The organism is Acinetobacter sp. CIP 101966 (assembly GCF_000369725.1).
GTDB lineage: Bacteria > Pseudomonadota > Gammaproteobacteria > Pseudomonadales > Moraxellaceae > Acinetobacter > Acinetobacter lwoffii_Q.
The window spans coordinates 757,527-783,520 of record NZ_KB850160.1 but is presented as its reverse complement, the minus strand read 5'-3'; the positions used below and the strand labels follow the sequence as shown (position 1 = coordinate 783,520).

25 protein-coding genes and 1 tRNA gene are annotated in these 25,994 nt (G+C 41.5%); 12 read left to right on the top strand and 14 right to left on the bottom strand.

Features of this window, described 5'->3' with window-relative positions; all coding sequences use genetic code 11:
- Positions 1-16 precede the first annotated feature (16 nt).
- The 5 genes from glnD to F891_RS09815 all read right to left on the bottom strand — a co-directional run bounded on the left by glnD (position 17) and on the right by F891_RS09815 (position 5,880).
- Positions 17-2,689, bottom strand: a complete 2,673-nt coding sequence (gene glnD / locus F891_RS09835; protein WP_005263392.1) for a [protein-PII] uridylyltransferase — start codon at positions 2,687-2,689, stop codon at positions 17-19.
- A gap of 26 nt (positions 2,690-2,715) precedes the next feature.
- Complete coding sequence (gene purT, locus F891_RS09830) at positions 2,716-3,930, bottom strand: formate-dependent phosphoribosylglycinamide formyltransferase (RefSeq protein ID WP_171066343.1); 1,215 nt, start codon at positions 3,928-3,930, stop codon at positions 2,716-2,718.
- A 114-nt stretch (positions 3,931-4,044) separates the two neighbouring features.
- The gene (locus F891_RS09825; RefSeq protein ID WP_005252263.1) at positions 4,045-4,689 is read right to left on the bottom strand and encodes a hypothetical protein; all 645 of its coding nucleotides are present in this window, start codon (positions 4,687-4,689) and stop codon (positions 4,045-4,047) included.
- 94 nt (positions 4,690-4,783) lie between these two features.
- A complete protein-coding gene (ygaH, locus tag F891_RS09820) occupies positions 4,784-5,131 on the bottom strand; it encodes an L-valine transporter subunit YgaH (RefSeq protein WP_004278941.1) in 348 nt (115 codons plus the stop codon).
- Positions 5,128-5,880, bottom strand: a complete 753-nt coding sequence (locus F891_RS09815; protein ID WP_004278940.1) for an AzlC family ABC transporter permease — start codon at positions 5,878-5,880, stop codon at positions 5,128-5,130. Before F891_RS09815 ends, ygaH begins: the two co-directional genes overlap by 4 nt.
- 103 nt (positions 5,881-5,983) lie before the next feature.
- Between F891_RS09815 and F891_RS09810 the strand changes: the two genes are divergently transcribed.
- The gene (locus F891_RS09810) at positions 5,984-6,481 is read left to right on the top strand and encodes a hypothetical protein (RefSeq protein ID WP_005103559.1); all 498 of its coding nucleotides are present in this window, start codon (positions 5,984-5,986) and stop codon (positions 6,479-6,481) included.
- 190 nt (positions 6,482-6,671) lie between these two features.
- On the opposite strand, the gene F891_RS09805 is transcribed toward F891_RS09810, so the two are convergent.
- Both F891_RS09805 and ychF read right to left on the bottom strand, forming a co-directional pair.
- Positions 6,672-7,289, bottom strand: a complete 618-nt coding sequence (locus F891_RS09805) for a superoxide dismutase (protein ID WP_005103557.1) — start codon at positions 7,287-7,289, stop codon at positions 6,672-6,674.
- Positions 7,290-7,499: 210 nt separating this feature from the next.
- The gene (ychF, locus tag F891_RS09800; protein ID WP_004645523.1) at positions 7,500-8,591 is read right to left on the bottom strand and encodes a redox-regulated ATPase YchF; all 1,092 of its coding nucleotides are present in this window, start codon (positions 8,589-8,591) and stop codon (positions 7,500-7,502) included.
- A 294-nt stretch (positions 8,592-8,885) separates the two neighbouring features.
- Here ychF and F891_RS09795 point away from each other — a divergent pair, with 294 nt between their 5' ends.
- Positions 8,886-9,650, top strand: coding sequence for a glutathione S-transferase family protein (locus tag F891_RS09795; protein ID WP_004645522.1), 765 nt, complete (start codon positions 8,886-8,888; stop codon positions 9,648-9,650).
- A 64-nt stretch (positions 9,651-9,714) separates the two neighbouring features.
- Here the strand turns inward: F891_RS09795 and F891_RS09790 are convergent, their stop codons facing one another.
- Positions 9,715-11,349 (bottom strand): beta strand repeat-containing protein, encoded by a 1,635-nt coding sequence (locus F891_RS09790; RefSeq protein ID WP_005103556.1) that lies wholly within the window; start codon positions 11,347-11,349, stop codon positions 9,715-9,717.
- A 380-nt stretch (positions 11,350-11,729) separates the two neighbouring features.
- Here F891_RS09790 and F891_RS09785 point away from each other — a divergent pair, with 380 nt between their 5' ends.
- Positions 11,730-12,200 (top strand): Lrp/AsnC family transcriptional regulator, encoded by a 471-nt coding sequence (locus F891_RS09785; protein WP_004645518.1) that lies wholly within the window; start codon positions 11,730-11,732, stop codon positions 12,198-12,200.
- A 68-nt stretch (positions 12,201-12,268) separates the two neighbouring features.
- On the opposite strand, the gene F891_RS09780 is transcribed toward F891_RS09785, so the two are convergent.
- Positions 12,269-13,018 carry a YebC/PmpR family DNA-binding transcriptional regulator gene (locus F891_RS09780; protein WP_004278933.1) on the bottom strand — a complete coding sequence of 250 codons (750 nt, stop codon included), beginning with the start codon at positions 13,016-13,018 and terminating at the stop codon, positions 12,269-12,271.
- 248 nt (positions 13,019-13,266) lie between these two features.
- Positions 13,267-13,821 (bottom strand): 1-acyl-sn-glycerol-3-phosphate acyltransferase, encoded by a 555-nt coding sequence (locus F891_RS09775; protein WP_026056524.1) that lies wholly within the window; start codon positions 13,819-13,821, stop codon positions 13,267-13,269.
- A gap of 798 nt (positions 13,822-14,619) precedes the next feature.
- On the opposite strand from F891_RS09775, the gene F891_RS09765 reads away from it, so the two are divergent.
- The 3 genes from F891_RS09765 to F891_RS17455 all read left to right on the top strand — a co-directional run bounded on the left by F891_RS09765 (position 14,620) and on the right by F891_RS17455 (position 16,540).
- Positions 14,620-14,696 (top strand) — tRNA-Ile (locus F891_RS09765).
- Between the two features lie 193 nt (positions 14,697-14,889).
- Positions 14,890-16,137 (top strand): tyrosine-type recombinase/integrase, encoded by a 1,248-nt coding sequence (locus F891_RS09760; RefSeq protein ID WP_005263388.1) that lies wholly within the window; start codon positions 14,890-14,892, stop codon positions 16,135-16,137.
- Positions 16,138-16,174: 37 nt separating this feature from the next.
- Positions 16,175-16,540, top strand: a complete 366-nt coding sequence (locus tag F891_RS17455) for a helix-turn-helix transcriptional regulator (protein WP_005263385.1) — start codon at positions 16,175-16,177, stop codon at positions 16,538-16,540.
- A 154-nt stretch (positions 16,541-16,694) separates the two neighbouring features.
- Here F891_RS17455 and F891_RS09750 read toward each other — a convergent pair whose 3' ends face one another.
- A complete protein-coding gene (locus F891_RS09750; RefSeq protein WP_005263383.1) occupies positions 16,695-17,021 on the bottom strand; it encodes a helix-turn-helix domain-containing protein in 327 nt (108 codons plus the stop codon).
- 147 nt (positions 17,022-17,168) lie between these two features.
- Here F891_RS09750 and F891_RS09745 point away from each other — a divergent pair, with 147 nt between their 5' ends.
- A complete protein-coding gene (locus tag F891_RS09745) occupies positions 17,169-17,492 on the top strand; it encodes a hypothetical protein (protein ID WP_005263381.1) in 324 nt (107 codons plus the stop codon).
- On the opposite strand, the gene F891_RS09740 is transcribed toward F891_RS09745, so the two are convergent.
- Entirely contained in the window at positions 17,487-18,203 is a 717-nt protein-coding gene (locus tag F891_RS09740; protein WP_005263373.1) for a hypothetical protein, read from the bottom strand. The two genes, F891_RS09745 and F891_RS09740, sit on opposite strands and share 6 nt — an antisense overlap.
- A gap of 109 nt (positions 18,204-18,312) precedes the next feature.
- Between F891_RS09740 and F891_RS09735 the strand changes: the two genes are divergently transcribed.
- From F891_RS09735 to F891_RS09725, 3 genes are read left to right on the top strand one after another with little or no spacing between them, the layout of a single operon-like run.
- On the top strand, positions 18,313-18,723 hold the full coding sequence (locus tag F891_RS09735) for a transposase family protein (RefSeq protein WP_005263371.1): 411 nt from the start codon (positions 18,313-18,315) through the stop codon (positions 18,721-18,723).
- A gap of 7 nt (positions 18,724-18,730) precedes the next feature.
- Positions 18,731-19,663: an IS5-like element IS17 family transposase gene (locus F891_RS09730; protein ID WP_000743272.1), complete on the top strand. Its 933-nt coding sequence runs from the start codon at positions 18,731-18,733 to the stop codon at positions 19,661-19,663.
- A gap of 22 nt (positions 19,664-19,685) precedes the next feature.
- The gene (locus tag F891_RS09725) at positions 19,686-20,042 is read left to right on the top strand and encodes a restriction endonuclease subunit S (protein WP_228129153.1); all 357 of its coding nucleotides are present in this window, start codon (positions 19,686-19,688) and stop codon (positions 20,040-20,042) included.
- Between the two features lie 235 nt (positions 20,043-20,277).
- On the opposite strand, the gene F891_RS17445 is transcribed toward F891_RS09725, so the two are convergent.
- Positions 20,278-21,500 (bottom strand): IS3 family transposase gene (locus tag F891_RS17445; RefSeq protein WP_148335412.1). Its coding sequence is split into 2 segments (ribosomal slippage): positions 20,278-21,164 and positions 21,164-21,500, totalling 1,224 coding nucleotides; the frame shifts between segments, so codons are not numbered across the junction.
- Between the two features lie 43 nt (positions 21,501-21,543).
- Between F891_RS17445 and F891_RS09710 the strand changes: the two genes are divergently transcribed.
- Entirely contained in the window at positions 21,544-22,461 is a 918-nt protein-coding gene (locus tag F891_RS09710) for an Abi family protein (protein ID WP_005263367.1), read from the top strand.
- 34 nt (positions 22,462-22,495) lie between these two features.
- Complete coding sequence (locus F891_RS09705) at positions 22,496-25,750, top strand: type I restriction endonuclease subunit R (RefSeq protein WP_005263366.1); 3,255 nt, start codon at positions 22,496-22,498, stop codon at positions 25,748-25,750.
- On the opposite strand, the gene F891_RS18560 is transcribed toward F891_RS09705, so the two are convergent.
- Entirely contained in the window at positions 25,637-25,891 is a 255-nt protein-coding gene (locus F891_RS18560) for an ArsB/NhaD family transporter (protein WP_415867432.1), read from the bottom strand. The genes F891_RS09705 and F891_RS18560 overlap by 114 nt on opposite strands.
- Between the last annotated feature and the right edge of the window lie 103 nt (positions 25,892-25,994).

Genomic DNA, 25,994 nt, shown 5'->3' with positions numbered 1-25,994 from the left:
AATAAGTAACCGCGTTTTAATGTGAGTGTTGACTACAAACCTGATGAGAGGCTTCATCCAGCGCAGTTTTAAGTGCAGCTGCAAATTCAGCAGATTCTTCAGGTGTCATAGGGTTGCCATCTTTTTTGGTGACAAAAAATATGTCTTCGGCACGTTCGCCAAGTGTAGCAATTTTGGCAGAGTGGATATCCAGGCCTTGCATCATAAATAAACCACCGATTTTGGCAAGTAAACCGGGATGATCGAGAGTAGCGATTTCGACCATATTTTGATTCAAGGCAGGATTGATACTAATATCGACTGTATTTTCAATATCGAAATGACGTAATTGACGCGGAATCCGGCGCTGCATCAGGCCCGGATATTCATCAGAATGACTCAAGGCATCTTTCAGAGCTTCAATCACTGTGGCTTCGCGTTCCGGATCGGTCAATAAGGTACCAAAACGGTCCAGTACTACATAGGTATCCAGACTGAAGGCTTTAGTCGCTGTAATAATCCGTGCGTCTTGTACATCCAGATTCATACGATCCAGAATAGCCACGGTGGTGGCAAACAGGTTGGGTTGATCCTGCGTATAAATAAAGATCTGTACCGCATCCTGCGCATATTTACGGTGCGCCCGCATCAGCACCAGTGGGGCAGGATTATCGCCGTGTTGTAAAATGGCACGGGTATGCCAGGCAATTTCATCTGCTGTTTCTTTGAGGAAATAGTCATCACCAAGTTCCTGCCAGACTTTTTCTACCTCATCCAGTGAGAAGTCCTGAACCAGAAGTTCACTGGCTGCAAATTTAGTATCTTCAATCAGCATTTGATAATCAACCGGACGGCCCAGACCAGAACGGATTACGTCACGTGCCTGAGTATATAGTTGACGCATCAGCGAAGCGCGCCAGGTATTCCACAGCTTCGGATTGGTGGCGTTAATATCGGCGACTGTCAGGGTGTACAGATAGTCCAGATGTTCCATGTCACCCATTTTTTCGGCGAATTCTTTGACCACATCCGGATCGGAAATATCTTTTTTCTGGGCAGTCACCGACATCATCAGATGATTTTGGATCAGCCAGGCCACCAGATTACTTTCGCGTTCAGTAAAGCCATGGCTACGGCAGAATTTAATCGCGTCGCTGGCACCGAGTTCACTGTGGTCACCGCCACGACCTTTAGCAATATCATGGAAAATTGCTGCCAGATAGACTATGTCACGACGGGTCAGACGCTGAAACACTGAACTGACCACCGGAAATTCCTTGGCAAATTCAGGTTCTTTAAAGCGGTTTAAATTACGCAGCAGCAATAAGGTATGTGCATCGACCGTATAGATATGGAACAGGTCATATTGCATCAGTCCCAGAATCTGTCCAAAGGCCGGGATGTAATTTCCAAGCACACCATAACGCTTCATGGCAACCATGGTGTCATAGAGTCGATGCGGTGAACGGATAATCGCCATAAACAGTGCCTGATGCACCGGATTATCACGGAAATCCTGATCAATACGTTTTCCAGCCAAGGTCAGCAGGCGTAAGGTACGCGCACGAATGCCTTCGATTTCAGGACGATTGGCCAGCAGATAGAAAATTTCCAGAATTGCGCTTGGATTTTCCGAGAAAATCTTATGATGTTGCACAGCCAGTTTGCCATCGACCAGTTTAAAGTTCTGGTTGATTTCTTCGATCTGGCGTTCATATTGCGGTAAACGTGGCGTAATGACCGATTCATTAAAATAGGCCAGCAGCATTTCGTTCAGTGTAGACACTTGCTGCGCACTGCGGTAATAGCGCTTCATGAACTGTTCAATTGGATAGTTCGGATGATGCGCCTCTTCACGTACATAGCCAAATTTGGCTGCAATGTCGCGCTGATAATCGAACAGTAAGCGGTTTTCATCGCGCTTGGTCAGGCGGTGCAGGTGATGACGGATTTCCCAGAGAAAACTCTCTGCTTCCTCGAGCACACCGAGTTCAAATTCTGAAATAAAACCGAGGTGCACCAGATCGTAAATGCGATTGACGCGGAAATGCCGTTTGGCAATCCATCCAATCTGGTTGATGTCACGAATACCGCCCGGCGCATTTTTAATATCCGGTTCCAGATTGCTTTCGGTATTGTTGTGCTGAGCATAGCGTTTATGCTGCTCATCCATCTTGGCATCAAAAAAGGTTTTGTCGGTCCAGGTACGTGACACGATGCGACGTGGCCATTTGCACAGGTTTTCATTGCCAATAATCAGGCGGGCTTCAATCAGGGTGGTGGCAACGGTCAGATCACTGCTGGCCTGATTAACACATTCATTGATGGTGCGGACACTGATACCGGGTTTGAAATTCCCTACATCCCAAAGCGATGAAATAAATGTAGAAATCAGTTGTTCCTGTTCCGGGTTAATCTCGTCTTCTGACAAGATCATGATATCGACATCAGAATAAGGCAGCATTTCACGACGGCCATAACCCCCGACAGCAAACAGGGCCAAATCGGTTTGATCCAGTTCGGCATGCTGCCAGAGAAACTGCAGGGCTTCATCGATCAGATTGGAACGCGCCAGAATAATATCCCGAATCGACTGGCCATTTTCAAAACTCTCCTGAAGCTGATTTTCGACATCACTGCGCCATTGATTGATGGCTTTAATGTCATGGTTGCTTTTAGCGTAATTCAGCAGTGGATGGGTGTTGATCATATACAGTCGTCCGTTGGTATTTCAGCTTAGTTTTGGTTGACGCTAACTTGGTTGGCGACCTGGAGGGCCAGTTCACGTGCCTGTTCAATGTTTTCCGCACGTGCTGTGGCAACGCCCATACGACGACGTTTAAAACCTTCAGGTTTGCCAAACAGGCGCAAATCGGTATTGCCGTCTGCTAAAGCAAGATTCAGGCCAGAAAAGGAAAGATTGCGATCATCTACCCCAGCATAAATTACCGCACTGGCAGCCACACTATGTCGTGCAGTATTCACCGGCAAGCCTAAAATAGCACGTGCATGCAGCTCAAATTCACTTTGAAATTGGGAGGCTAAAGTCACCAGTCCAGTATCGTGTGGACGTGGGGAAACCTCACTAAACCATACTTTTTCGCCTTTTACAAAGAGTTCCACTCCAAAGATTCCGCAGCCACCAAGTGCTGTAGTGACCTTGTTGGCAATGCGCTTGGATTCTTCCAGCGCGGCTGGAGTCATCGGTTGAGGCTGCCAGCTTTCCACATAATCACCTGAGTCCTGACGATGTCCGATCGGGTCGCAATAAGACGTTTCGATTTCGCCGGTTTCTGGATTTTTTGCACGAACAGTCAATAAGGTAATTTCAAAATCAAAGTCAATTTGTGATTCTACAATCACAGTACCCTGATTGACCCGGCCACCGGTTTGCGCATATTCCCAGGCAGCATCGACTTCATCAAAACGGGTAACACGAGACTGACCTTTGCCTGAAGATGACATCACCGGTTTCACAAAGTTTGGATAGCCGACATCGTCACAGGCCGCGCGGAAGGATTCTAAACTGTCGGCAAAACGGTAAGCTGAAGTTGGCAGACCGAGTTCTTCCGCAGCCAGACGACGAATACCTTCACGGTTCATGGTCAGATTGACGGCTTTAGCAGAAGGAATGACTGTAGCAATGTTCTGGGCTTCTATTTCAAGCAGAACTTCGGTCGCAATCGCTTCAATTTCAGGAACAATTAAATGTGGCTGGATTTGATTGATGAGTTGTTTGAGTTCTACAGCATCTGCCATATTCAAGGTATAGGAATAATGCGCAACCTGCATGGCAGGGGCATGATCATAACGGTCAGCAGCATGAACTTCGACTCCAAGGCGTTGTAGTGAAATCACCACTTCCTTGCCCAGTTCACCAGAACCCAATAATAGAACTTTATAGGCAGAAGATTGAAGGGGAGTACCAATAGTCACGCTCATGTGGATCATCCATGCTTGATTTTATGGACTTTTAGCATAGCAGAACTGAGCCGACAGTTAAGCCAAGATTCATACAAAATTGTGATATTGACCAACAGTTTTATTTATAAAGTTTTTCTAGATTTAATAAGGAGGCGCTGTCATTTTCACATCGCTGTCAGACTGCGTTTGCAGAAGATAAATCCCGCTTTGAGACTTGAGCTTTTCTATTTGTGCAACTTGTTCAGTATTGATATTTAGCATCTTTAACAGACGTAATGTACGAACATGCAGGAAATACGCATAGGGCAATACAAAAGGCAGTACAAAGCACAGCAAAAATAACAGTAGCCCAAAAACTGTGAATTGAATGCAGTCTCGCAAGATGGTGGTGAGCTGGAACTGATCTGCTGAAAAGGCGGTAGCTGAAAAAAGAATAAAAAGGAGCGCAAATAAACCAGCAAAAATTTTTAGAGTATTCGGCAGGACACGATGTCTGAAGCTCCATTTACCCAAAATCAATGTCAAAGGATGAAGATGCAGCACGTATTGGCTCTGATTAAGCATAGCAATAATTTGATGGGTGCTATTCTTTTTAATATAAACCACCCGAACTTGATCTGCTGGTTGAGCATGTATTTCGACAAAATGTCCGGTAAAATTTTGAGCATTGATAAAACATTCAAAATATTGTGCCGGCACTTCATGTCGATGGAATACGGTTAACATTTCATCGCGCCGATGATGAATAAAGATTTTGCCTTCAATCACCTGTTTGACTTCAAACATGCGCATCCTTCCTTGTTTTTATTGTTATATAAAAAAAGACCTATACTATGAGTTTAGCATAAGTCTTTGTTTCAATTGATCAACGAGTTAAAGCTTAAAAGGGTACCGGAACATAAGTGTAAACCAACCCATAGGTGAGCGCTGCGGTCAGTGTCGCCATCACAATCCGTTTAAACTTAAAGTACAAAACCGTGAGCACAATAAAGCCAACCAGCATCGCAAAACTTTTATTCGGTGTTTCTAATAAAGGTGGCAGGGTAGCAACCACCAACATGGAGCTGATCGCAGCAATGCCAATTGAACCCAAGGCAATTTTTAGCCACAATGCTCCACGTTTTTGCGAACCTTGCTGAAATTTTTGAATGACAAAAAAAGGACCAAAGCGCGAGGCAAAATTGGCAATCCCGACTAAAATCCCGACCAGAATAATCTCTAGATTCATGCTTGATCTCCTGCGTGTTCAGGATCTGGCTGTTTCAAAATATAGTGCTTGAACAGGCCTGCGAAAATACCAGAACTTATACCGATAAAGATCGCGGCAGACAGGTCGATAAAATAACAGGCAATCGCAGACACCAGAATTGTGACAGCTACAACAAAAGTATGTTTTTTCTCAAAAGCGGCTAACAAGAAGCTCAGGAACAGCGCAGGTAACAAGAAATCCAGCGCAGCCTGTAAGAATTGCGGCAGGTTGCTGACCTGATCGGCAAACAATCCACCGAGGAAAGATCCGAGTGCCCAGGACATCCAGCTAAACAGGCTTAAACCCAGCATCCAGGATTCTGACCATTCCTGTCGCCGTTGCGAGAGCTTGATCATGCCGGAGGCAAAAACTTCATCGGTCAAACCCCAAGACCAGATTGCCGTTTTCTTTAAATTCAGCCGGTCTTGAATCAGATTTTGTAACGCAGGGCCATAAAGCAGATGACGAATGTCTAAGGCAATCACGGTTAATGCCGTCATCCAGATAGATGTTCCACTACCTAAGAGCGCGACCACCAGGAACTGGCTGGCACCTGCATACATCGAGCAGGACAGGAACAGTGCTTCCCAGGCGGTAAAGCCAAACTGGGTGGCTGAAACACCAAAAGCAAACGACACTGGTAAATAAGTGAAGATAATCGCTTGGCTATCTTTTGCACCTTGCCAGAAGCCAGCAGGTTGCGTAGCGAGTTGATTCGGTTCAGACACGACACACCTTGAAGGAGAGTTGAACGATGGGTCAAATGAAGATTGTGTATTCTACGTGAATTTAATAGCATAGTGCCGAAATGTTTAAATTGGCGAGCCTGATATGTGGATGTTCAAGACACGTGCGATGCTGATTGCTGCTTTAATAAGCACGGCAATATTGTTACAAGCGTGTGGGAATGACAGTCAATCGACTGATAAGCCAGAAATTAAACCGGCACCTAAATTGACTAATGATGCGACGACTTATGCCAATGCCGCATGGCAACTGATCAATGAAGTGGATCCACTGGTCTATAATAAAGAAGTGGATCAGCTGGAAACACAGGTACGTCAACCAGCACGTAAATTGAGTACAGACTGGCGTATTAATGTCAAAATGACCGATTCGGTGACCGAAGGCAAATATGCTCTGTGTCGTAAAGCTTTGACCAGTCTGGAAATCTGGGCGCGGACGACCATGGAAAATGGCAACAGCCTACAACAAAAACAGGCAGATTATGAGCGCGATAAAATGCAATGTCAGAATGCCATTGCCCATCCTGCACTCGGAAATACCGATCCTAAGCAAAAAGGTACTGCAATTGCCAATATGCAATAAACCTTTGCCCATTTAAATGTACCTATAAAAAGCCAGTCATTCAGACTGGCTTTTTTAGCAAAATAAACTTTAAAAATAGGGCATCCATACATGTTCTAATAAAAGCACCATTACACCGCAGATCAGGAGTGTGCTGCCAATCATGCGTTGAATCAGTGTACGTATAGACATGACCGATCTCCTCAAAGATTTAAAGCGCGTTCAACGCTTCCAGATAACGACGATTCACTTCTTCCCAGTTCACGACATTGAAAAAAGCCGAGATATATTCCGGACGACGGTTTTGATATTGTAAATAATAGGCATGTTCCCAAACATCCAGACCTAAAAGGGGAATATTGCCATGCATCAGCGGAGAATCCTGATTGGCGCTACTTTCTACAATAAGCGTTTGATCTGGCGCCATACTTAACCAGGCCCACCCACTACCAAAACGGCTAAGCCCTGCTTGGGTAAACGCTTCTTTAAATGCCTCGAATCCTCCTAATTCATGTTCGATTGCCTTGGCAATTTCAGCTTCGGGATGACCACCGCCGTCTGGACTCATCACTGTCCAGAACAGGGAATGATTGGCATGTCCACCAGCATTGTTCATCACGTTCTGTCTGAGTTGCTCGGGCACTTCATTGAATTTGCTAATTAAGGCTTCGACTGATAAATCTTCCCATTCAGTGCCTGCTATTCCTGCATTAATATTATTGATATAGGTTTGATGATGCTTGCTATGATGAATTTCCATAGTCTTGCTATCGATATGAGGCTCTAGCGCATCATAAGCATAAGGCAGTACAGGCAAGGTGTAGCTCATTGGCAGGATTCCTTGGGGAGAATGGAGTTAGGTTATTTTTCATTAGATTTAAGATACACTCTAATTTAATATTCATATATGAGAATAGTTATCATTATTGTTAATATGTGTTGATCTTATGCGCTTCCAGAAAGCCTGTTATACGTATGAATCCTCTTTTTATAAGCAATAAAAAAACCCCAAGAAGGGGCTTTTTTTAACAGCAATGACTTAAACGTTAAAACGGAAGTGTAAAACATCGCCATCCTGAACGATGTAAGTTTTACCTTCTAGACGCCATTTGCCTGCTTCTTTCGCACCGGCTTCGCCGTTGTACTGCACGAAATCATCATAAGCGATACATTCTGCACGGATAAAGCCTTTTTCAAAGTCGGTATGAATCACGCCTGCTGCCTGTGGTGCAGTTGCGCCAACTTTTACGGTCCAGGCACGAACTTCTTGTACACCCGCGGTGAAGTAAGTTTGTAGGCCAAGCAGTGAATAACCCGCGCGAATCACCACGTTTAAGCCAGGTTCTTCCATGCCCATTGCTTCAAGGAATTCAGCACGGTCTTCATCTTCAAGCAATGAAATTTCAGCTTCAATCTGGTTGCACAGTGGAACTACAATCGCATTTTCTTCAGCAGCCAATTTTCTCACTGCATCTAAATGTGGGTTGTTCTCAAAACCGTCTTCAGCAACGTTGGCAATATACATGGTTGGTTTAAGGGTCATTAAGCCAAAACCACGAACCAGTTTACGTTCGTCATCATCTAGGTCTGCTGCGCGAGCCGGTTTACCTTCATCCAGTAAAGGCTGGATTTTTTCCAATACAGCTTTAGTGGCTAGCGCTTCTTTGTCACCACCTTTAGCAGATTTAGTCAAACGCGTAATTGCTTTGGCTACAGCATCTAAGTCTGCGAGCGCAAGTTCGGTATTAATCGTAGCGATGTCATCCAGTGGATCAATACGACCATTCACATGAATCACGTTTTCATCTTCAAAACAACGCACAACGTGAGCAATTGCATCAGTTTCACGAATGTTGGCCAGGAACTGGTTACCCAAGCCTTCACCCTTAGAAGCACCTGCTACCAGACCTGCGATGTCTACAAACTCCATAGAAGTCGGAATAACACGTTGCGGTTTAACAATTGCAGTCAATTTGTCTAAACGTGGATCAGGAACAGGTACAATTCCGGTGTTTGGTTCGATCGTACAGAAAGGGAAGTTTTCTGCAGCAATAGCAGCTTTGGTTAAGGCATTGAAAAGTGTAGATTTACCAACGTTCGGCAAGCCGACAATACCGCAATTAAAACCCATGAAATAACTCACAAAAGCGTTATATAAAAATTGCCCCCGATTTTACATGAAAGCATGACTAAAGTCAGGTCATGTGCTTGTGGTTTATTGCAATCAAATGCTTCTGGCGACCTAAAATGACTCGCTGAGCTTTCCGGGATGTGTAGTGAGTCCACCAACCATAGAGGAATAATCAGCCAGTATTTTACTTTTGAATAAAAATCACATTGTTTTTCTAAAAGTGAGTGACTAAAGTATCTGAATAAAACAGCGGCCTACACGCCCTGATCCAATAACGATAAACATGGAGCATACATGCGAACTTTATACCAGTTTCCTTTATCTCACTTTTGCGAAAAAGCACGTTGGATGCTGGACCATAAAGAGTTGTATTATGTTGCTCATAATCTGATACCCGGGGTACACCGCGCTTTTGCCCGCCTGAAAACAGGACAGAATCGTCTGCCTATTTTGCGTGATCAGGATCGATGGATCGCAGATTCCACCCAGATTGCTCTGTATCTGGATGATACTTATCCAGAACATCGTTTACTGCACGCGGAAGGATATTTTCGAAATAAAGCTTTAGAAATTAATGAAATTACTTTGGAATTGGGTCGTCATGTCCGTCGCTGGATGCTCTCTCAAGCACTGACTTCTGATCATGAATCTCTGGATATTTTAATTGGTGAGCAGGGCTATCTGCGCCAGTTTGAAAAATTTTCTAAACCTTTATTGAAAGCGATGGTGGCCAAGGGGTATGCATTGAATGAGGAAACCGTGGCGGAATCTAAACAACACATCGATGTTGCTGTACAGCAGCTTAATCAGATGCTGGTCAGCCAAGGTGGGCATTATTTTGTCGGAAATCGTTTAGGTCTGGCGGATATTGCAGTTTGTTCCATGTTGGCACCGCTTCTGGCGATTCCAGGTACGCCGTGGGAAAAAGAAAATTTTGAAACCTTGTCCGAAGAATATCGCGACTATCAGCAGTATTTGAATGAGCTACCACTGGGTGAATATATTTGCCGTATTTACCGAACCGAACGCAATGCACGGGTAGACTGGCGTGGTGTATAAGTTTAAATGCTAATCCAAGAATTAAAAAAACGCGCATGAAGCGCGTTTTTTAATGAGATTATGATTAACCCCAAGGATTAGTCTGGTCGATATCAATATTTTTAGTAAAATTATTGAGGAGTGAACCAAAATCAAATCCGGATGAAGAACCGCCACTGCCGATATTCTGAATTGTATCTTTAATGCCCGGCAGGATAGCAGACAGATCAATATTGGAATCAGTCGTACCCACACCTTGGACAAGATCACCGAGGTCAGGCAATTCAATCGAAGAGCCACTACCAACCAACTGACCAACACCTTCGGCAATACTGCCTAAGTCAAAGCCGTTTGAAGCAGAGGAAATACCTTCGATCATACCACCCAGATCCAGATCGCTACCGAGATTGAGATTGCCTAATAATCCACCTAAATCTATGCCATTTGAACCATTCGCAATCAGACCGCTCAGTAAGTCAGTGAAGCCACCGACATCAAAACCACCTGTTGCATTTCCGCCTACAAAGCCGCTAATTAAATCGGTAATAGCACCAAGATCAAAATCACCGCCTGCATTGCCACCGATTAAGCCACCCACCAGACCTGCAATTGCTCCAATATCTATATCACCTAAACCGTCAGAACCACCGATCAGACTACCGACCAATTCAGCAATTTGTGCGATATCAATTTCACCATTACCGCCAATCAGGTTGCCGACCAGACCTGCGATGGCACCAATATCTACACCGCCCAATCCGCCAGAACCGCCGATCAGGCCACTAACCAGTTGAGCGATTTGCGCAATATCAATCTCGCCATTGCCACCGATTAAGCCACCCACCAGACCTGCAATTGCTCCAATATCTATATCACCTAAACCGCCAGAACCGCCGATCAGACCACCGACCAATTCAGCAATTTGTGCGATATCAATCTCGCCATTGCCACCAATCAGGTTGCCGACCAGACCTGCAATCGCACCAATGTCCACGCCACCTAGGCCGCCAGACCCACCAATCAGGCCGCCAACCAGTTGAGCGATTTGTGCGATATCAATCTCGCCATTACCGCCGATCAGGTTGCCGACTAGACTAGCAATCGCACCGATATCAATATTGCTTGAACCACCGATTAAGCCAATAACCAGTTGAGCAATTTTCGCGATATCGATATCACCATTACCACCGATGAGGTTGCTGACCAGACCCGCAATGGCACCAATATCAATATTACTTGAACCGCCGATCAGGCCACCGACCAGTTGAGAAATTTTACCAATATCAATATTGCCCGTACTGCCGCCCAATAAGCCGCCCACCAGTTTAGAAATAGCCTCAAGATCCAGGCTGCTGCTATTGCTCCCCATTAAGCTCTTTAATAAGTTGGTGACCTGGGTAATATTAAAGCTACCGCCATTGGATTGAGTTAAGCTACTGATCAGGCTTTGAATATTTAAACTTGAGGCATTCGAACCAGAAAACTGAGTTAATAAATTGCTGAGATTTGTCGTACTCAGGCTGCTTCCAGAAAGGAGATTATTTAATAATGAGCTGACTGAAGGTTGAGTATTGGATCCGGTGAGATTGCCAATAAGATTGGTGAGGGTGCCTGATGTCGTTCCACCGAATAAGCCGCCCAATAAGCTCTTCGTTTGGGTTTCGACGGTTAAAACAGGACTCACTTTTGTTTTTATCAAGCTTAAAAGTTTAGAAGCCATGACCGTTCCTTGTGTAATATTTTTGAAATGCGCTATTTTTGTTTTTAAAGCGCCTTTGTTTTAATCTATTTCTATACACTTGTAAAAGATGGGCGGTTAAGTCGTGTGGGGGCTGAGGGGAATAGCCTATCTGTTGCCGTGTTTACCCAATTTAAATAATTTAAAAATAAAGATTTAACGTAAAATACCATTGGTCATATTTTTAATTAATGCGATTAACGGTCATTTGATTCAGTATGAAAACCGTATTTATAAAATAAGATCCCATTTGGAAAAAAATTTCAGAATATGAAAATTTTGTGAAAAATAAATAAATATTGTATAACAGAGATGGCGCAAAATTTTCTGCATCTATTGATTATTGATATAAGAGTATAAAAATGGAACTGGATCGTTTCGATAAACATATTCTAGAAATATTGACCCATGAAGATGTCAATCTGAATGAACTGTCCGAGCGGGTGAATTTATCTGTCAGTTCGGTGCATCGCAGGATCAAACACTTAATCGATCATAATATTATCAGTGGCTTAAAACGTGAAATCAATTACCAGAAATTAGGTTTCAGCCTGCATGTGCTGTTACAGGTATCCTTAAGCAAACATGATAGCGATACTTTTGCTAAATTCCTGGAAGAACTGGAAAGTATTCCCGAAGTGATTAATGCCTTTTTGGTCACCGGTCAGTCTGCGGACTTTATTGTCGAAGTGGTGGCAAGGGATATGGAAAATTATAGTGAAATCCTGCTTAAGCGGATTGGAAAAATTGAGCATGTGGTGGCACTGCATTCCAGCTTTGTCATTAAAGAATATAATGTCTTTAACTGTAGCGGATTACTCAATAAAGTTTAATCAAAGCTAGGGTGGTCGACAGCCACAAAAAAACGCACCCTAAGGTGCGTTTTTTGAATCAGTGACAGTTAAGCATCAAGTTCTGCTAAAACAGCATCTGAGAATTCAACGTTGGTATATACGTTTTGTACATCATCCAGATCTTCAAGCATATCAATCATTTTCATGATTTTTTTCGCCTGGTCGATGTCTGTGATCTCTGCTTTGGTAGAAGGGCTCATCACTACTTCAGCATTGTCAGATTTTAAACCTGCAGCAGTTAAAGCATCTTGAACATCACCGAAAGCTTCAGGTGTGGTAATGACCAGGATATCATCTTCAGTGACTTCGATGTCTTCAGCACCTGCTTCTAATGCCACTTCCATGATTTGATCTTCCAAAGACACATCTTCAAAAGTGATCTCACCACGTTTCGTGAACAGGAATGCCACCGAACCATTGGTGCCTAAGTTACCATCAGTTTTAGAGAAGCAATGACGTACGTCAGGCACAGTACGGTTCAAGTTGTCAGTCATGGTTTCAACAATAACCGCAACACCACCTACACCATAACCTTCGTAGGTCACTTCTTTCAGGTCGTCGTTATCTTCGCCACCAGCACCACGTTGAATGGCACGGTTGATCACATCACGTGTCATATTCACTGATAATGCTTTTTCAACCACAGCACGTAGACGAGGGTTGCTTGCAGTATCTGGACCACCAAGCTTTGCAGCAGTGGTTAATTCACGAATGTATTTGGTAAAAACTTTACCACGACTCGCATCTTGTTTTGCTTTGCGATGCTTAATATTGGCCCACTTGGAATGACCCGCCATGCGAACTATGCTCCTTGTAGATTGGCTGTATGCCTATCAGAATGCCGAAATTCTACCATAAGCGTTTTTTTAAAAAAAAGTGCCTGGATTTGAGATTTCAGGATAAAAACAAAAAAAGTGCAATATCGAGGAAAAATAGAAAGAGGATAGGGAGATTTATAATTCTATTTATACATTGATATAGACAGATGACTTGGACATAAACAGCAGAATCGCTGATTATGTCCGTGCTTTTATTTTTAAAAAGCTTATTCTGGAATAACGATATCCAGGCCAACCTTGTCTTTATATAGTTGCTTGATCAAAGCCAGGTCATGCGCAAGGTCTGTCGGATAGATCTTGCCAAGAATGCCACCTTGCTTGGTTCTGGAATTGGCGTATAACAACACGATTGGTACATTGGCAGCCTTGGCAATATGCCAGAAACCGGTACGGATTGGTTTGCGTGCTTCACCTTGTTTAGCCCGTGTTGCTTCGGGAGCAATCACCAGATTGAACTTTTCATTGTTCTGAAAATGTTCCACCATCTGGGTCACGATATCTTTACTGGCCTTGCGGTCAACCGGAATACCACCCACAGCGTTCAATAGCGGTTTAAACGGTCCTTTAAATAATTCTTTTTTAATCAAGGTATGAACCTTGAGGTCATAAATCTGGAACAGGGCAATTGACAGTACCGCATCCATCATTGAGGTATGTTCAAACCCAATAATGACCTGTTTATCTTCAAGCACATCGGGTTCGACATGATATTGCCAACCTGCAAGTTTAAATGCAGATTCGCCAAGGAATTTATTTAGCATAAGTACGGAGAAGTAAAAGCTGTATGTAGAGAACTGCATAATTTCATCTTGTTCGCCCATACAGTCAATAGGCTTTCCAATAAAATCAGCGAATAATGTAAAAATCTATGATTTATTCATCTTTTTAAGCTGCAAGATTAAGAGTTAATATATATAAATAAAACAATATTAAGATCTTAAAAATATCATTAGATACAAAAAAAGTCTTAAAATGATGAAAAAATGACTATCCAGAGCACACTTTAGTTATTAGACTTTTGTCGAAGAAGAAGACTGATACAGGTCTTTTCTATTTTCTTATTCTTTCTACTCTGAGATTGAAAAGTATGACGTACATGACAGCCTTCGTAGTCTCCCTATTGATTTTTGCGCTTATAATTGTATGGTCTTTGATCGAAATTAAGCAGGATTTACATAAAGACGAAGAAATGAAGTCTGAATTCTAGTCATTCTATCTTCTTTAGTTCTAGGCTATTCCTTTAACATTGCTGCCTGAGTAATAAAGAATTTTGATACCTTATAGATATACTAAGACCTTAAATCTATCAGTTTTACGCTTAGTAGACCGGATTAAATTCAAGATACAGGCTCATTTATCTTAAATGATGCAGCATGTATCTCATTTTTCTATATGCCTCCTATACTGAAGTCTTAAGTAACTGAATTTTGACTAAGACAAGTCGCCCATGATTGCTGCCTAAATGTTCAAGCAGTTATAAAAGCACTTGTCTTTCCAAAAAATCTTAGCTAGTATTCATGACGCCTGAACTTATTGATAAATAAAGTTTTCAGCATATAGGGCCTATAGCTCAGTTGGTTAGAGCAGCGGACTCATAATCCGTTGGTCGACAGTTCAAGTCTGTCTGGGCCCACCAAATTTTATACTTATATAGCTTTATATAAGATCTAAACCCTTAATTCTAATAGAGTTAAGGGTTTTTTAATGCTTTACTTAAATGTATATAACTTCATATGGGAACACGTCCTGTGTATCCTTGTTTGTATCCTTTAAATAAAATATAACTCAGGGATACACCAAGGAAAAAATCTCTGGAGATTCCATAAGTTATGAAAACAAATGATGTAAAAAGTGATGTAAACGCTCATTCAAAAAATACACCTCAGAATGTAAGTGTAAGACGTAAAAAAAGCGTTGAAGATATTTACAAAGCACTCAAGCCGAAAGCTAAAGAATATCGTCAACCCACAGACATTGCTGGATTGTATTGTCGAGTTCAGCCAAACGGTAAAAAGTCTTGGCAGTATCGCTATAAGAATGATCAAGGTAAATGGGCATGGATTGGTTTGGGGGCTTATCCAACAGTAAATTATGTACAGGCACGAGAAAAAGCAGAAGGTATGTTAAATGGCACGCTTGAAATAAAAACACAGGCTGAGATTAAAAAAATAAAGTTACAAGATAAAGATGCCTTATTTTCTACTTTAATGAATGAGTGGTTAGAACGTAAGAAATTAACGTGGAAAGCTGAAACATATCGAAAAGAAAAACAGTCTATTGAGAAACATCTTTTATCAGTTTTTGGGGATCGGGAGTACGCTACAATTACTTCTAGAGAGTGGTTAAATCATTATACAGAAAAACAAATTAACGAAGGTATTTTTAACCGTATTGAAAAATTGATCTCATACTGCTATGGAGCCTATAGTTTAGCTAAATTTAAGAAAGATCTCTTATATAACCCTTTAGAAGGTATAAGAGATCATTTAGCTAAAGGGGAAACAGAGAGCATGAAGCATGTAAAAATTCATGAGTTACCTGAAATGATTTCTTTAATCAGAAATTCATCTTCTCGACCCGTGGCGATCGGCTTAGAGCTTTTAATTCACATGTTCCCTCGACCAGGGGAGCTGAGACAGGCACGATGGGAACAATTTGATTTTGTTGAAGCTGTATGGATCCGACCGCCGAGTATGATGAAAAGAGGCATTGAGCATGGTATACCGCTATCTCAACATGTTATGAACCTTCTAATAGAGTTAAAAGAGATTTCTCCAGAAAGTGAATACTTATTTCCAAGCCGTGACAATATTAATAAACCGATTTCTAATCTGACATTTAATGCGGCATTAAACAGGTTGGGGTATCGAGGTAAGCAAAATCCTCATGGATTTAGGCATATTGCATCAACAAATTTGAATAAAAATTTTAGTTCTAAATCTCAGGTGATCGAGTCTGCATTGTCCCATTTAAAAGGTGGCGTTAAAGGGGCATATGATAAAGAAGCACATCTAGAAGAACGCTACGAAATAATGGAGTGGTGGAGTAATTATATAGAGTCTTTACTCAAGCATTAACACAAAAAAGTGATCACTTTTTTGTGTTTTAGGACGGATGGGATTTGAATTATTTTTTTTTGATAGCATGATTTCTCTATTATTAAACGAGGATCCTCAATTGGATCATTTTAGAGCACATACATCACATACTCGTCGTAGTATTGTACGTACTGTTAAAAAAATTGATGATTTAGATATACCAGTGGTTTGTCACAATATGAAGCCATTTCGCTTAAAATACAACCAAGTTTGTGAGTTGCTTAATGTAACACGAGATTGCTTACGTAAAATCATCGAAAATGATCTTTCATTTCCACGGCCATTAAAAGAATGTAGTACTCGTCAAGCAGCAGTATATTTTGATACAGCCGAAATTGAAGAGTGGTATAAAACTTACAAAGCTAAATGTAGGAGTGAATAATCACTATTTAAACAACCATCTAGGCAATACTAGATGATCAATTCCACATAGCAAACACACAATGTGTTTATATCCATTTCGGGGCTATGCAAAAAAACCACTTTAAGTGGTTTTTTAATTTTCTAGTCTTCAGATTCTATATGCAGGGTCGACTCTAGTTATGATCTAAAGAAACAATAAATTTCTCAATCATTCTTCGCTCAACCTCAGGTAATTTTTGCAGGGTGCTCACAAGGGGATCAACACCTAATGCACTCATATCTTTACTTCGTCCTAGGATGTAGTCTGCTGATATATTAAGTACGACAATGAGCTTATAAAAATTTTCTAAAGAAGGTTTACGTGAGCCCGACTCAAAATGCGCAATAGAGGTTACGGGTATTCCCGTTTTTTCAGCAAGTTCTTGCTGTGTCAGCTTTCGTATCTTTCTGACTTCTTTCAATCGAATTTTAAGTTCATTCGAGTCTAATTCAAGTGTCATTATTACCGCCAAATAGACAATAAAAACTTGACGTTTTAGTCATGTTTTTATATAAATATAGACATAGTTTAGATGCTTACTTGTGAAACGAGAAGTAACTAAATCATTACTTGATAAAAATCTAAATCAATTGAAGGCCAAACGCTCATGATGAATTATTCTTCGAGTCGAATTTTGACATCGATGCATCCTAGTATTCGACATCTGAATATTCGCAATGTAGCTAAAATTGTAGCCTCAAAAATTATTTGTAATACGCAATTACAGTTGCAATATAATCCTGACTTTTGTAGGCAACTGGGCGTATCAACTTATCTCAACACGCACATAGGATTAGCTTATTTCATTGATGATCGCTATTTTGACCATTATGGTTTACAACCAGAAAACTTAATAAATTTTTCAGATGTCTATACTCAATTGTTGCATGACTTTTATGAGTTTTCAGGTTATCAGCCAGATCAGCTATGATCTAGGTTGCGACGGTGTACATAGGATCAGTAAAACCAACATGCAATAGCGTAAGACGGTTAGTGCCTTTTCATTATTTTGGGATACTAGCTCAAGCTTAAAAGCATTACTTAAACTGCTGTTCATTCGGTAAGGTATTGATTTAATCTGCAGTTTTTCAGTAAGCTTATCTTGTGAGATTTTAAGGGGTAGAGCGATCTGCCAATATTTTGTTGGAAATAAAGAATAAATACCTGTCAAAAATCGATTTGCTAGTCTTACTTCAGCACTATTAAAGATTAATCCAGCATGTGAAATGTTAGCCTTCATTTCAAAAATATGGAGTGAATTTAATATATGGATATCATCACAACTATGCTGGTTGAGCTGTTTAAAAAAATATTCTAAGACTATTTTTTCTTCCGTTGTTTCAATATGCGGAAGTATGCGTTGTGATTTATCAGCATTAATAATGAAGCGAGGCCGGTTCTTGCGATTTTTGAGTTGTTTGAGTCTAAGTATATTTTGTTGCCACAGTATGAGGGTCTCAATTGAAAAGTCATACTTTTGAGCAAGAAGCTCAGGTGTATAAGATTGATCTAATGCCTTGAGTATTTTTATGACTAGAGAAAATGGATAACTAGATTTACTGGTTCCATAGAAAAAATTGCTATCTTCTGCTTGAACTAAATCACCTTTAATCTTAGATGTGTTGATGTATTCATCAGGCATTGTTATAGGTTTTATTTTTATTAGACTTCCGTCATAAATCAAAAAACGTACAATTTATTTGATCTTAAATTAATCAGCAAAATTATTTAATTCAAGGGATAATCCTTGGATGAAATTCAAAGATATTCAAAAATTATCAGACGTTAAGTTTCGTAGGCTTACCGGTGTTAGTTGGGCTACATTTAACCTCATGTTGGCCGAGCTAAATAAGCATTTACCTGGTCATATTGGTAAAGGACGACCGCATAAATTACCGTTGGAAGATCGTTTGCTCTTATGTATAGAATATTGGAGAGAATATCGAACATTTTTCCATCTTGGTATGAGTTACGGTGTATCTGAAACGAGTGCAATTCGTATCACACGTGTTATTGAAGATACCTTAATCCGTTCTGGAAAATTCAACTTGCCAAAACAACTTCCTAATCGAGATGAAGTGGATTGGGAAGTTGTTGTGATTGATGCCACTGAAAGGCTTTGTTGCACAAACCTATCTGTAAAGGCTTTTTCAGCGATATAATTTTCAAATGAAGAAGCCTACACACAAAATCTACCGCACAACCAATTGGCCCGCATATAACCGAGCACTCATGAGTCGCGGAAATATTGCCATTTGGTTTGATCCTGCTACGCAATGGTATGCGCCATCAAAAGGCAAACAAGGGCGAAATCAAACCTACTCCGACGCAGCTATCCAATGCTGCTTAATGATTAAATCCTTATTCCGTCTATCTTTACGTATGGTCACTGGCTTTGTGCAAAGTCTGATTAAACTTTGCGGATTAAATTGGACCGCACCAGATTACAGTACGCTTTGTAGAAGACAAAAGCATATTGATATTGCAATCAGCTACCAAAAAAGTAGCGATGGGCTGCATCTACTCGTAGACTCTACAGGCATGAAGTTTCTAGGTGAGGGCGAATGGAAACGCAAGAAACATGGAGCTGAATATCGTCGCCAATGGCGTAAACTACATATTGGTATAGATGCCAAAACCCTACAAATACGCGCTATTCAGCTCACAACCAATAATGTCAGTGATTCACAGGTGCTTGGTGATTTACTTAATCAGATTCCACAAGATGAGCAGATTGACTCTGTTTATACCGATGGAGCTTATGACACCAAGCAATGCCGTCAGGTCATTGCAGATCGGCAAGCACATGCGGTGATTCCACCTAGAAAAAATGCGAAACCATGGAAAGATACAAAGAGTAGCTCGCTAGAGCGAAATGAATTACTTCGAACAGTTAAACGTTTAGGCAGGACATTATGGAAAAAATGGTCAGGCTATCATCGGCGCAGTTTGGTGGAAACCAAGATGCATTGCATCAAATTATTAGGCGATAAATTAATGGCAAGAAGCTTTCCTAGTCAGGTGAATGAAATTCATGCACGTGTAGCAGTCCTCAACAGATTTACGGAATTAGGTCGACCACTTACCCAAGTTACGCCTTAAATTTGGCTCAATTAGGGGCGCTTTGCATTTCAAATCTTTGTGCAACAAAGCCCCTGAATATTCAAAATTTTATTTCCGTAATATTCTATTAAGGGCATTCTTCGTTAAAGAAATGAACCTTGTAACACGAGCATCGCTCAGCCAAGAGTTACTAAAAAAACTAGCCGTTCCATTTTCAAGTTTAGAAGAACAAAAGCAAATTGCGGATTTTCTTTCTGCTAAAGAACGAGTTTTTGACAAACTAGTCAATGATTGTATAAAGCAAATTGAATTATTAAAAGAACGCCGTACAGCTCTAATTTCATCTGCGGTGACAGGCAAAATCAATGTCAGCAACTGGCAACACCCCAATGAGGCTAAAACGGAGTTAAGCCTATGAATATTCTCAGTTGCCTCAAACAAATGTGGAATCAAGCAGATACAAAAAATCATTGCATAAATAATTGCAATGATTCACTATATGCTCAACAACACCCGACAAGGCTAGGCAAGCAATTGCATCCTCAAACTGTCGGGTTACTTGTTTCAGGAGCCCTAAAAAATATAAAAATAGGGGTAAGTCCTCTATGTGTCTTGTCCTGAAATAGATTGACAGTATTCCACTTCAAACCGAGTTAAGCAATTAGCTCGGTTTTTGTTTGCTCATACATCTGATTCGGGGTGTTCATATTTAAACTTAAATGCGGTCTATAACAATTGTAAATCATGATAGATTCCGCAATTAAGTGATCTAACTCCTTCATGGTTTGACATCGCGTGGTTAAAAACTCCTGCTTTAATATTCCATTAATTCGCTCTGCTAATGCATTCTGATAACAGTCCTTGCCATCTGTCATGGAAGGACATATCCCATAATGGCGCAATGCCGATTGATATAGCTCAGAGCAATACTGAGAGCCTCTGTCTGAATGGTGAATCATCCTGGCTGCCCGATCTGTCACATGCTGCATCGCCATATGTAGTGCCTGCACAACATTCTCTGCACGCATATCATTCGATAACTTATAACCTTTAATCTGTCGGGTATAAGCATCTGTCACCAAGGATAAATAATGCACACCTTCAGCACTCTCAACATAGGTAATATCACTAACAAAGACTTCATTGGCTTGCACCGCTGAATAATCCTTTAATAAATTTGGATGCTTCTTCATCCAATGCTTGCTATCCGTAGTTTTTGTATAGCGACGCTTAGGGCGAATCAATAAGTTATTTTCTTTCAATATTTTAAATAACTGATCCCGTCCACACTTTAAACCACGTTGCAACAATTTGCCTTTAATAAGCCAATACAGCTTACGTGTTCCGATACTTGGCATGAGACAGCGATATTCCATAACCAACTCAAGTATTTGTTCAGTTGCTTGTGCAGTCATTTGAGCACGTTTTTCTGCTTGATAATAAGCTTGTCGGGTGATTCCCAACCACTGACAATAACGTGAAACGCTTAGTCTTCTTTGGCTTTGCCAATCTTTGAAACGTGCTCGGTATACTTTTTTCCAAGATCAGTCCCACATTCTTTATCAATGTGATAAATCACATCCTGAATAAATTCAGTTTTAAGCTTTTCTGCGGCTAACTGCTTTTCTAATTGGCGGATTCGTTGTTGGGGTGTCAATTGGCGTTTAGAAGAAGTCGGCATATTCGAAGTCCAGTCCTGTTGTCCGTGCTTGCGTAACCATACCAGCACAGTTGATCTTCCTTGAATACCATATTTTGCCTGAGCTTGCTTATAAGTAATTTGCCCTTTTTCTACTTCATGTACCACCATCATTTTAAAGGCAAAGCTATAGTCACGTTGTGTACGTTTAACTCGTTGTTCTCGTTTATGTTCCATAAAATAAGTCTCTTAAGGTGTAAACTTATTTCAGGACGGGACAATGAAATCTTTTAATAAGCCTGCCAAAACCTTTGCTGAACAGATCGAGTTATTAAAAGCGCGTGGTATGCAGTTTGCCAATGAACAACAGGCACAATTTTACCTAGAGCAAATCAATTATTATCGCTTAGGTGCCTACTGGCTTCCGTTTGAATACAGCCATTCACCACATTGCTTTAAACCAGATACCAGTTTTGAACAGGTGTTAGAGCTGTATGTATTTGATCGTGAATTAAGGTTACTTATCCTGGATGCCATAGAACGCCTGGAAGTTGCCGTTCGTACCCGTTTTGCCTATGAACTGGCACATCGGCATGGTTGTCATGCCTATCTGCAAGGGCAATACTTTAAACCCGCCTTTAGATGGCAAAGCTTACTCGAATCACTGAAAACTGAAGTGTCCCGCGCAGATGAAGTTTTTATAGAACACTATAAACGCAGCTATGATGATCCTGAATTACCACCAATCTGGGCCACCTGCGAAGTCATGAGTTTTGGGCAACTGTCTAAATGGTATCAGCTGCTGGCACCGATTCAGACACGTAAAGCCATTTCCAGTCATTTTGATTGCGATGAAAAACAGTTTGAAGGGCTGTTACAGCACTTTGTTTACTTAAGAAATACCTGTGCCCATCATTCAAGACTATGGAACCGAAAATTTACCAAAACCATTGCTAAGCCACGCAGTAAGCCACTGGGGCTTCGGGTGCAATGCAATTTTGAAAATACCAACGCATCAGATCGAAAAATTTATAACAGTCTGGTATTTCTACTCTATTTCATGGACAAAATCGCCCCGCAGCATACATGGCGTAAACGTCTGGTTGATCTGCTTTTGACACATCACAACATATCAAAAACAGCGATGGGCTTTCCTGAAGATTGGCAAAGCTATCCAGTTTGGCAAATAGAACAGTAATAAAGAAATTTGAGTATTTAGGGGTAGGGGAAACATGAGATTAGATGCAACTTTAGAAACTATCTTCCAGCAAGATATTATTGCGCAAATGCAATCGCATGGTTGGATTGTGGGTTCTGGGCAAGGCTACAATTGTGAAAAAGCCTTGTATGAGCAAGATGTTTTAGACTTTGTACAAAAGACCCAACAGGTCGAGTGGCAGAAATTTAAAAACATCTTCCCCAATGATACCGAACGCCATTTTTTAGATACCGTGGTGGCTCAACTTAAAAAAGCCGATATCAATGCCACCGATGTTGAATCCCGTAGTTATGGCACATTGGGCATACTACGTCATGGCATCAAGACCCGTGGCACACGCTTTTCATTCTGTCAGTTTAAACCTGAACATAGCTTAAACCCTGAACTGAATGAACGCTATCAGCAAAACATCTGCCGTGTCGTGCCTGAACTAGTCTATAGCCCATACACATCCAAAGCCGAATTAGAGGCAACAGGCAAGCAAGCCAAAAAATGGCGGATTGACCTGGTACTGTTTATCAATGGCTTTCCTGTGGCAACTCTGGAGCTCAAGTCCGAGTTTAAACAGGCTGTGCAAAATGCCATGACACAGTATCGAAAAACCCGATTGCCCAAAGACCCTGAAACCAACAAGCCTGAACCCTTGCTGATGTTTAAACGCGGGGCATTGGTGCATTTTGCCGTCAGTCAGTATGAAGTCTATATGGCGACGCATTTAAGTGGTGACAGCACCTACTTCCTGCCATTTAACAAAGGCACCAAAGAACAGGGTGCAGGCAATGATGTGCCTGAAGATGTCAATGAATACGCTACAGGCTATTTATGGAATGAAGTCTTAACCCCGGATAGCTTGCTGAATATTTTGGGTAACTTCATTCATTTACAGATTGAAGAAAAGGAAGACTGGGAAGGGCGTAAATACAAAAAAGAAAGCCTGATCTTCCCCCGCTATCACCAATGGAAAGTGGTGAATAACTTGGTTCAAGATTCCCTTAAAGAAGGCACAGGGCAAAAATACCTGATTCAGCACAGTGCCGGTTCGGGTAAATCCAACTCGATTGCATGGACGGCGCATCAGCTTTCCAGTCTGTATGATGCCAATAACAAAAAGATGTTTGATTCGGTGATTGTGGTGACAGACCGAACCATCCTGGATGCACAGCTACAAGATACCATCTACCAGTTTGAACATGCTGATGGCGTTGTGGGCAGAATTAACAACAAAGAAGGCGATGGTTCAAAATCTGAGAAATTGGCAAAAGCCTTGGAAATGGCGCAGCCAATTATTATTGTGACCATTCAAACCTTTCCATTTGTCCTACGTGCCATTGAAAACAGCACCAGTTTAAAAGAACGTAAATACGCCGTCATTGCCGATGAAGCCCATTCATCGCAAAGCGGTTCCACGGCGCGTCAGCTCAAAGAAACCCTAATGATTGAAGAGCGTGAAGAAGATGAACAGCTTTCTTCTGAAGATGTACTCGATGCAGTGATGGCATCACGTAAGGGCAGTGCTAACCTAAGCTTCTATGCCTTTACCGCAACACCAAAGGATAAAACCTTACAACTGTTTGGACGCTTGCCCGATCCAAGCATGCCGCCGTCTAAAACCAATATTCCTGTGGCATATCATGTCTATTCCATGCGCCAAGCGATTGAAGAAGGCTTTATTTTGGACGTGCTGAAGAATTACACCAACTATAAAGTGATCTATAAGCTCAAGCAGAAGATCGAAGAAAAAGATGCTCAGGTCGATGCCAAGAAAGCCAAGACCAAGCTGAATCAGTGGGTACGCTTACACGATCATAATATCTCGCAAAAAGTGCATATCATTATTGAGCATTTTAAGAAAAATATTATGGGCTTACTCGGCGGACAAGCCAAAGCCATGGTGGTGACCAGTTCTCGTAAAGAAGCGGTACGCTATAAACAAGCCTTTGATAAATACATTACTGAACAGAACTATGCCAACATTCAAGCCATGGTGGCATTCTCAGGCGATGTAGAATTTAATGCCAATGATGCAGACAGTAGCCATCTGTTAGGTCAGAAATTTACTGAAAGCAATATGAACCCGAATATGAAAGGTCGTGAGATGCGTAAGGCATTTGATAGCGATGACTTTCAGGTGATGATTGTGGCGAATAAATTCCAGACCGGCTTTGACCAGCCAAAACTGTGTGCAATGTATGTCGATAAGAAATTGGGTGGCGTGGAATGCGTACAGACATTATCTCGTTTGAATCGTACTTATCCGGGTAAAGCAGAAACTGGCACCTTTGTTCTGGATTTCTTTAATGAACCGCAAGATATTCTGGATGCCTTCCAACCTTACTACCAAACGGCAGAACTGGCAGATGTGTCCAATCCTGATCAGGTGTACGATTTGGCCAACAAGTTGAAGTCAGCAGGTATGTTCCTGATGACTGAGGTAGAGCAGTTTACAGAAGCTTTTTATAGCAAGAACAAATCCAATGCGGCACTTGCCAATATCTGTAAGCCTGCGATGCAACGCTGGCAACATCGTTACACGGCAGCCGTGAATGATTATGATGTCACTAAGAACCGTTTAGAACGCTGTAAACAGACAGGTGACGCCGTACTAATTGCCAATGCGGAAAATGAGTTTGCAGAAGCGAAGAAAGCCCGTGATGCTCTGGAAATCTTTAAAAAGGATTTAGGCAGTTTTACCCGTTTCTATGAGTTTATGTCGCAGATCGTGGAATATGACGACAAGGAGTTGGAGAAGCTCAGTCTTTTTGCCCGTAACTTGCGCCCGATGCTGCGTGAACAAGCTGCGGACGAAGATGAAATTGATCTGAGTAATGTAGCAATGAGCCATTACCGCTTGTCTAAGCTTCGTCAGCAGGATATTCAGCTTAAAGCAGACAGTACTGAGCATAAATTGGAGCCTGGGAATGATTTGGGTACAGCCAAGGCGAAAGACAAGAAAGAAGACTTCCTGTCGGTGATTTTAAGCCGTGTGAATGAGATCTTTATCACGGATAAGCTGACCGATAAAGACATGATTAATTATGTGCATACCGTCGCAGATAAGATGTCTGAGAACACACGCATGATGAAGCAGATCCAAAACAATACCCGTGAACAGGCCATGCTGGGTGAGTTTGACACGGCGCTTGATGATGCTGTATTAGACAGTAATGCAGCGCATATGGAGCAAATGACACAGTTGATGAGTGATCCTGCGAAGATGAAGCAATTTGCGCATATTATTTATGATGTGTTGGTGAATAAAGAACCATAACAAGGTTGCTAGGCTACCAATTGGGGTTAATTTTGTCCCTAAATCATTACCAATAACATTGGCATAAATCATCAGCTGACGCGTTGCGGCAGGCACTTGAGCGCTATCAATAGCAAGTGCGCCGATAAGGGTTGACGGCATATTATTCATTACATACGCTACGATAGCTGATAGAAAGCCTGTGCCAACCGCCGCCAGTTACTACCACATCAAATATCTTAGTTGACATAATTACCCTCAGTGC